This is a genomic window from Erwinia sp. V71, from assembly GCF_965644245.1.
Classification (GTDB): Bacteria; Pseudomonadota; Gammaproteobacteria; order Enterobacterales; family Enterobacteriaceae; genus Erwinia.
The window spans coordinates 1-8,155 of sequence record NZ_CBFFRK010000166.1 but is presented as its reverse complement, the minus strand read 5'-3'; the positions used below and the strand labels follow the sequence as shown (position 1 = coordinate 8,155).

General features: G+C 55.1%; 5 protein-coding genes. 2 read left to right on the top strand and 3 right to left on the bottom strand.

What is annotated here, in order from left to right:
- Window positions 1–66: 66 nt before the first annotated feature.
- On the top strand, window positions 67–762 hold the full coding sequence (locus ACSZO1_RS20890) for an acyltransferase family protein (RefSeq protein WP_437616087.1): 696 nt from the start codon (window positions 67–69) through the stop codon (window positions 760–762).
- Between the two features lie 156 nt (window positions 763–918).
- Here ACSZO1_RS20890 and ACSZO1_RS20885 read toward each other — a convergent pair whose 3' ends face one another.
- Window positions 919–3,306, bottom strand: coding sequence for a glucose/quinate/shikimate family membrane-bound PQQ-dependent dehydrogenase (locus tag ACSZO1_RS20885; RefSeq protein WP_437616085.1), 2,388 nt, complete (start codon window positions 3,304–3,306; stop codon window positions 919–921).
- 159 nt (window positions 3,307–3,465) lie between these two features.
- Window positions 3,466–5,604 carry a TonB-dependent receptor PqqU gene (gene pqqU, locus ACSZO1_RS20880; protein ID WP_437616083.1) on the bottom strand — a complete coding sequence of 713 codons (2,139 nt, stop codon included), beginning with the start codon at window positions 5,602–5,604 and terminating at the stop codon, window positions 3,466–3,468.
- 479 nt (window positions 5,605–6,083) lie between these two features.
- Between pqqU and sbcB the strand changes: the two genes are divergently transcribed.
- Window positions 6,084–7,511, top strand: coding sequence for an exodeoxyribonuclease I (gene sbcB / locus ACSZO1_RS20875; protein ID WP_437616081.1), 1,428 nt, complete (start codon window positions 6,084–6,086; stop codon window positions 7,509–7,511).
- Between the two features lie 110 nt (window positions 7,512–7,621).
- Here sbcB and ACSZO1_RS20870 read toward each other — a convergent pair whose 3' ends face one another.
- Window positions 7,622–8,056, bottom strand: a complete 435-nt coding sequence (locus ACSZO1_RS20870; protein ID WP_437616079.1) for a hypothetical protein — start codon at window positions 8,054–8,056, stop codon at window positions 7,622–7,624.
- Between the last annotated feature and the right edge of the window lie 99 nt (window positions 8,057–8,155).

Here is an 8,155-nt window from a genome sequence, read left to right as displayed (position 1 = left end):
GGGTTCCGGCAGCCTTCAGTGGTCTTTGCAGAGTGAAGACAGGCGGCTTAGCGTTGCACTTCGAACTTGAATCCGCCCTGGAGCATCGGGCTGGAGATGCAGTTCTATTTCCTGTTCCCGTTTATTATGCTGCTGACCCTGCGCCTCGGCTACGCGCGCACCCTGCTGCTAATCATGGCGCTGTGCATCGCCGGACGCTACCTGCTGGCGGATTATTACGATGCCTTCCCGATGCCGTCGCTGATCCTGATTAAACTGCATATGTTTATGGCTGGTATGCTGGTTGCTGCCGCGGTGCGTGAGCGCAAACTGGGTTATCTGCTGCTGGCATTAATCGGACCAGTGGTGACAGTGCTGCTGCGCATTGAGATGAGTAAGCTGCAGGTGATATTGCAGGCGGTGATGATTATCGGTATGGCAGCGATTCTGTGGCAGTACCAGCCCGGCGCACAGCTGGCGAAAGTGATTAAGCTGCCACGAGCCATTCTGACGCACCGCATCAGTACCTGGCTGGGCGATGTATCCTATTCGGTCTATCTGCTGCATTTGCTACTGGTGGTGCCGGTTATCGCCATTCTGCTGCGCGATTATCAGCTGGCGGCCATGAGTGCACCAGCACGTTTCGCCCTGATCTGCGCGATTGTGCTGCCGCTGACATATGCCATCGCCACTCTGCTGTATCATTTTGTTGAGAAACCGGGTATTCAGCTCGGGAAACGCGTGCTGGCACCGCGTCAGGCTGCGCAGGATGTGGCAAGGTAATGTGATGGCACCAATGGCTCCTTCCCCCATAAAATGGGGGAAGGCTGGGATGGGGGAGCGGCTGACTCCGTGCCACTGGTTCCCCCTCCCTGACCCTCCCCCATTTTATGGGGGAGGGAACAAAACAGTGATGGCGGGAAATCACCGCCCTCCACCTTACTTCTGTTCTGGCAGCGCGTAAGCAATAATATAATCGCCCAGTTTGGTCCCGAACGAACCGTGACCACCTGCAGCAATCACCACATACTGCTTACCGTTCACCTCATAGGTCATCGGCGTTGCCTGACCGCCAGCCGGTAAACGTGCTTCCCACAGTTTTTCACCGTTGGCGACATTAAAGGCGCGCAGGTAGTTATCCGCCGTCGCAGCAATAAAGAACACATTGCCTGCGGTAGAAACCGGCGCACCCAGCATCGGCATCCCCATCTTAAACGGCAGCGGTACTGGTGAGCTGTCAAGCACCGTACCAATACGTTTCTTCCACACCACTTCGTTGGTTTTCAGATCCACCGCCGAGACATAACCCCAGGCAGGCTGTTTGCACGGGAAGCCCAGTGGCGACAGGAACGGATTCAGCGTTACACCATACGGCACGCCGTACTGCGGCTGAATACCGGACTCAGAACCACTGCCCTGCGCATTCTCCGGCTCTTCCTGCGGATTGCCCGGACCACGCGGGATCAGCTTCGAAACAAACGGCAGCGCCATCGGGTTCATTACCGCCACCTGACGATCGGTATCCACCGAGATGCCGCCCCACTCGAACATGCCCAGATTGCCCGGGAACACCAGCGTGCCCTGCTCGGACGGCGGCGTAAACGGACCTTCATAACGCAGGCTGTGGAACATCACACGGCAGATCAGCTGATCATAAATGGTCGCGCCCCACATATCTTTGCCGCTCAGCGGCGCTTTCGGGCGGAACGTCAGCTGAGAATAAGGCTGCGTTGGCGACAGTCGATCGCCTTTCGCCGGGCCCTGCGGTACTGCCGTTTCCGGTGCCGGGACGATGGTTTTACCGGTACGGCGATCCAGCACAAAGATGTCACCGGTTTTGGTCGGCACATAAATCACCGGCACTTTATTGCCAGCACTATCGGTAATATCCGCCAGCGTCGGCTGGGCGGGCACGTCCATATCCCACAGGTCATGGTGTACCGTCTGATAGAACCACACCAGCTTGCCGGTTGAGGCATTCAGTGCCAGTACGCCGGTGGCATAACGCTCCATTTCCGGCGTACGGTTGCCGCCCCAGATATCTGGCGTCGACACACCAATCGGCAGGTAAACGGTATCCAGCAGCGCATCATAAGCGGCTGGCGCCCATGAGTTCGGCGAGTTCGGCGTAAAGTGTTCACCTTCACCCGGCAGCTTGTTCGGATCTTTTGCACCGGTATCAAATGCCCACAACAGCTTACCGTTGTTGACATCGAAACCACGGATCACCCCCGAAGGCTCACGCGTCGAGTAGTTATCGGTCACCGCCCCGGCAACCACAATCACGCTGTCGGTGATCACCGGCGGCGAAGTGGGTTCATAAGCGCCGACTTTGTTGTACGGCAGGTTCGCCTGCAGATTCACATCTCCGTTGTCGCCAAAGTCGGCACAACGCGCACCAGTATCGGCATCCAGCGCATACAGATGACCATCGTTAACCGGCAGAATAATGCGGCGTGTGCAGATTGCCGGTTTCTGACCACTGCTTTCTGCCTGCGCCAGTACAGGCGTCTCATGATATGAAACACCCCGGCAGGTCACATGCTGGAAGTCAGGACGGGTTTTCAGCTGCGGGTCGAAGCGCCACTTCTCTTTACCACTGGCGGCATCCAGCGCAATCAGTTGCTGGTGCGGCGTACACAGGTAGAGGGAATCACGAATTTTAATGGGCGTCACTTCGTCAGTGATTTCGCCGGGATCGTTAGCGGTTTTCAGATCGCCGGTCTGGAAGCGCCATACTTCCTGCAATTCACCGACGTTTTTATCGGTAATCTGGCTTAGTGGCGAGTAGCGCGTACCGTGCTGGGTACGGCCATAGGCAGGCCAGTCAGCGTCAGCAATACCCTGCGTATTGCGCTCAATCACCGTATTCTGCTGCGCATTCAGTGTGCCGTTGATCTCCTGCGGATCGTTAAATACCGCATACGCCAGCACCACCACGGTAATCGCCAGCGACGTGGTCAGTGCACCACGTGCAGCTTTACCATTCGCCAGCAGACGGTAAATCACCGGCAATACAATCCACAGACCAAAGAAGAACGTGACATCCAGACGCGGTGTCAGCGCCCAGAAATCCGGGCCGACTTCCCACAGTGACCAGACCGTGGTGGCCAGCAGGAAGACAGCATACAGCCATAACGCCGCCGCGCGACGACGGTACAGCAACCAGGCGGTGATCAGCATCACCAGACCCGCGACGATGTAATAGAGTGAGCCACCCAGTTTTACCAGCCAGATACCACCAGCCACCAGATAAACACCACTCAGTGCAGCAAACAGCACCGTGAGTATCAGCAGAACACGCGATAACGAGGTTCCGTTTTTCATATTGTTAACCTTACCAAAATTAAATATCAGCGCGGCCGTGGCAACACGGCGGCGACGAAGACACCCGGTTTATCCATCATCATCCCCCCGGGTGTGAAAACCCGCCTCCGGCTTCGCTCTGCGGCAAGCTCAGTGGCGAGTTCTGGACTGCTTTACACCTTACTCAAAGCTGTACGTCAGCGTAGCGCCAGCGCCCCAGTTGCGGCCTGGCGCAGGTTCGAAATAGCGACCATTGCTTTCATTGACGATCACGGCGCCGACATACTGACGGTCGAACAGATTGTCGACGCGACCAAACAGGTCCAGCGACCAGCTACTCCAGTTGAAACGGTAGCCACTGTTGAGGCCGACCACGGTATAGGACGGCGCTTCGGCGGTATTGGCGTCATTGGCCTGGATGTCGCTCATATAGCGAATATCCGCACCGGCATGCCAGCCTTGTTCCGGTGCCCACTCCAGCGAAGCATAGCCCATATTGCGCGCAATGCCTGGCAGACGGTTGCCCGCAGAACAATTATTGCCGCAGGTATCATTACGGTAGGTGGCATCCAGCAGCGTCCAGGCCATTTTCAGCCGCCAGTCCATACCAAATTGCTGGTCGAACGACAGTTCTGCGCCACGGCGACGGGTTTTGCCAGCGTTGGTGTAAACCGCACGACCATACTGGCTGGCGGAAACAATCAGCTCATTGTCGGTATTGGTCTGGAAAATCGCAGCGGTGAGCAGACCGTTGCCGATACGGGTTTTGCTGCCCAGTTCGAAGGTGTCGCTGGTGGCCGGTTTCAGCCCCAGATTTAACCCGGTATCCGTGGCGGTCAGGCTGCGGTACGAGAGTTCATTAATGGTCGGCGTTTCGAAACCACGCCCGGCCGATACATAGAGGTTCCAGGCATCTGTGGCGGCGTAGTTAAGTGAGCCCATTGGCAGCAGCTTGTGATAGCGTTCGCTGCCGCTGTCATCACCATTGCCGGTGGTGATGTAGTAGTCTTTAGAGTCAAAATTAACGGTGCTGTAACGCAACCCGGCATCCAGCGTCCATTTTGGTGTCAGACTCCAGCTGGTCTGCAGATAGGGATCGAGGTTCCACATCTGGTTCTTTTCATTACGGCGCTGCTCGCCCTTCTCACCCAGTTCCGTAACGCCATTTACCGTATTGAAGTTCTGGAAACCCTGACGGCGTTCGGTCATGGTTTCATAATCAATACCGCCCGTCAGCGTCACCGGCACAGAGCCGAGCTGCCCCTCATGTTTCCAGCGGGTGTCAATCCCCTGATATTTACGCTCCAGTACGATCACTCCCCCCGAATGGCGTGCATCAGCCTGATAAATAGCAGGAATCGACTGATACTGCGTGGTATGACGCTCACCGCCCCACACCATCATGGTCAGCTCATCGTTGTCACTCATCTGACGCTGATAGCGTAATCCCAGTTGAGTCTGGTCGAGGTATTTGCGCGTATTGAACTGATCGCCACGCGGCGACTGACGCGGATTGGCTTTCCACTCGTCTTCGGTCAGACCGCCGGGATCGTTGGCATCAATCGAAACGCTGTTAAACATCAGCGTCAGCGTGCTGACATCATCAATACGCACGCCCAGTTTGCCATTGCCCAGGCTTTTCTGCGTACCGCTGTGATCGCGAAAACCGTGAGTGGTAAAACGCGAACCGGAAATACTGTAATTCACGTCACCCGCGTGGGTGCCATCACCAGTGGCACCGCTGGCTTTCAGGCTGTTGCGCCAGCTGCCATAGCTGCCGTAATACGTTCCCGCCTGTAGGGTAGCCGGCTCAGTGCCGCTTTCGCTGTCGATATTGATCACGCCGCCGGACGCATTGCCGTACAGCGCCGAATAAGGCCCGCGCAGCACTTCGACTTTACCGATGGAGTTAATATCCACATTAGAGGTTTGCCCCTGGCCATCGGGCATGGTGGCGGGAATGCCATCGACATAGATGCGCAGTCCGCGCACGCCAAAGGTGGAGCGACTGCCAAAACCGCGCACCGACATCTGTAAATCCTGCGCATAGTTCTGGCGGTTCTGAATCTGCAGGCCAGGCACGCTGCCCAGGCTTTCCGACAGATTCACCTGCGGCGTGCTGTTGCGCAGATCGTTACCGTCCACCACGCTGACCGCAGCGGGCGTATCCAGCTCGGATAATCCGCTGCGCTGTTGTTTGCTGACCAGCAGGGTCGATTCTGATGTTGTGGTGGTGTCGCTGCTATCAGCCGCCAGCGCGGTAAACGGTGGTAACAAGCATAGCGGCGTTAAAATAAAAACAGAGGTTGTTTTTTTCACGGGAAGTGTTCTTTTTTTAAGCGTTAATACGTCAACCCTTCCCCGGTATCAGTACCGGGAAAAGCCATCCACTGCATTGACATCACAAGAGAAACGTCGCGACGTAGCGCCGCTGACAAAAGTATAAGTCAGTAAATCAGAGTGCCTGGTGTTTTAGCGGCCAGAACGCGCCGTTGTTTTTATCGCCACCAGCATGCAAACGAAAACGACATGTTGCAGAAAAGCGTGATTATTGTAACAGAATTCAGTTAGCTTACGAATCATTTAGCCCGCTATGAACGCCGTTTCCGGCAGAAATGTTTAAGGAAATGTTACCGATAACATTTAGCCTGGCATAGCACGGTTATCTGCCAGACTATGCGAGGCAGAGCACGCCCTTACTGCCCTGCACTATTTAGCCTGTACGCATTATGGTTTACCATAGTGCAGACGCGTAACCACGCGGCATGCCAGCCTATTGAGTGACAGGGATCCGAACAGTGAAACAGCCAGACAGCCAGCCAACTTTCCTCTTCCACGATTACGAGACGTTCGGTAAAAGTCCGTCACTGGATCGCCCGGCGCAGTTTGCCGGTATCCGTACCGATATGGATTTCAATATTATTGGCGAACCGGAAGTGTTCTACTGCCAGCCAGCGGATGACTACCTGCCGCAACCAGAAGCGGTGATGATCACCGGCATTACGCCGCAGCAGGCGAAAGCGCGTGGTGTCAGCGAGGCCGAGTTCGCCCGCCGCATTCATACCCTGTTCAGCCAGCCCAATACCTGCGTGGTGGGTTACAACAATGTGCGTTTCGATGACGAAGTGACGCGCAATATTTTCTACCGCAACTTCTACGATCCCTATGCCTGGAGCTGGCAGAACGGCAATACGCGCTGGGATCTGCTGGATGTGATGCGCGCCTGCTATGCCCTGCGCCCGGATGGCATTAACTGGCCGGAAAACGAAGATGGCATGCCGAGTTTTCGCCTCGAGCATCTGACCAAAGCCAACGGCGTGGCACATGAAAATGCCCATGACGCGATGTCCGATGTTTATGCCACTATCGCGATGGCAAAACTGGTGAAACAGCAGCAACCTAAACTGTATGACTATCTGTTCAGTCATCGTACAAAGCAGAAAATCACTACACTGATCGATATCCCGCAAATGAAACCGCTGGTGCATATTTCCGGGATGTTTGGCGCGTTTCGCGGCAATACCAGCTGGATCGTGCCACTGGCCTGGCATCCGGAAAACCGCAACGCACTGATTACCTGCGATCTGGCGGGCGATATGACACCGCTGCTGGAACTGGATGCCGATGCGCTGCGCGCACGTCTCTATACGCGCCGTGAAGAACTGGGCGATGCAGCAGCCGTGCCGATTAAGCTAGTGCATATCAATAAGTGTCCGGTGCTGGCACCCGCCAATACCTTACGCGCAGAAGATGCTGAGCGTATCGGTATTGACCGCCAGCATTGCCTGGATAACCTGGCGCTGCTGCGTCAGCATGCGGAAATCCGCGAAAAAGTGGTGACGCTGTTTGCCGAAGCGGAACCCTTTGTCGCCTCTGAGGATGTCGATGCCCAGCTGTATGACGGTTTCTTTGGCGATGCCGATAAATCCGCGATGAACATCATCCTCAACACCCCTGCCGTTAATTTACCGGCGCTGGATATCAGCTTTAACGATAAGCGTATCGAAAAGCTGCTGTTCCGTTATCGCGCACGTAATTTCCCCGGCACACTCGACGATGCCGAACAGCAGCGCTGGCTGCAGCACCGCCGCGAGACATTACATCCGCAGCGGGTGCAGGATTATGTGCTGGAGCTGGAGTCGCTGTTTAATCTGTATGAAGACGACAAAGAGAAACTGGCATTACTGAAAGCGCTGTTTGATTATGCGCGCGAGCTGGTTTCCTGACAGCAGGCATCATCGCCAGACAGAGCGGCCCGTGACTGGCGGCGCTGATACCGGGCTGCGGCGGGAGCAGGATTCTCCTCTCCGCTTAACGTCGCAGACCGGTTCACCCATTAAAGCACCGTGATTCTGGGATCGATCTCTTCCATTAAGCTGTTAATGTCCAATAGCAGCCCTGTAATTTTCGCGGATTGTGCATCGCCAGTATCGGCTTTCGCCACTTCAAGCCGATCTCTTATTTTTATAAAAACATGATCCAGAAAGGCATTTTCCCGGCCTTTATCTTCCCGTAAAGCCGTATTTTCGCGTTGCATATCCACTACCACATCAGAGAAGTGTTGCGATACGTCATTGAATATTCCCACCGCCGTATCGATCTCTTTCGTTTTTTTCTCCGCAGTGACGCCAGAATAGACATCAAATAAGGTAAATGCTGATTCAGCAGCGACCTTCAGGTACATAAAGACTTTATTCACCACCTTCCAGCCTTCAGATGCCGCGTTGGGTGTATAGTGGGAAACAATAATGGGTAAATACGCCGTCAGCAAAGAAACTACGCCGCTTATCGCTTTAGGGAAGGTGCGATTTAATCGTCAATTATGAGAACATAACCCTTTCTTTGACATAGACTTTTCACGATGCCCGCT

Coding starts and splice junctions, on each gene's coding strand:
- ACSZO1_RS20885 (WP_437616085.1), bottom strand. CDS start 3,306: ATGAAAAACGGAACCTCGTTATCGCGTGTTCTGCTGATACTCACGGTG.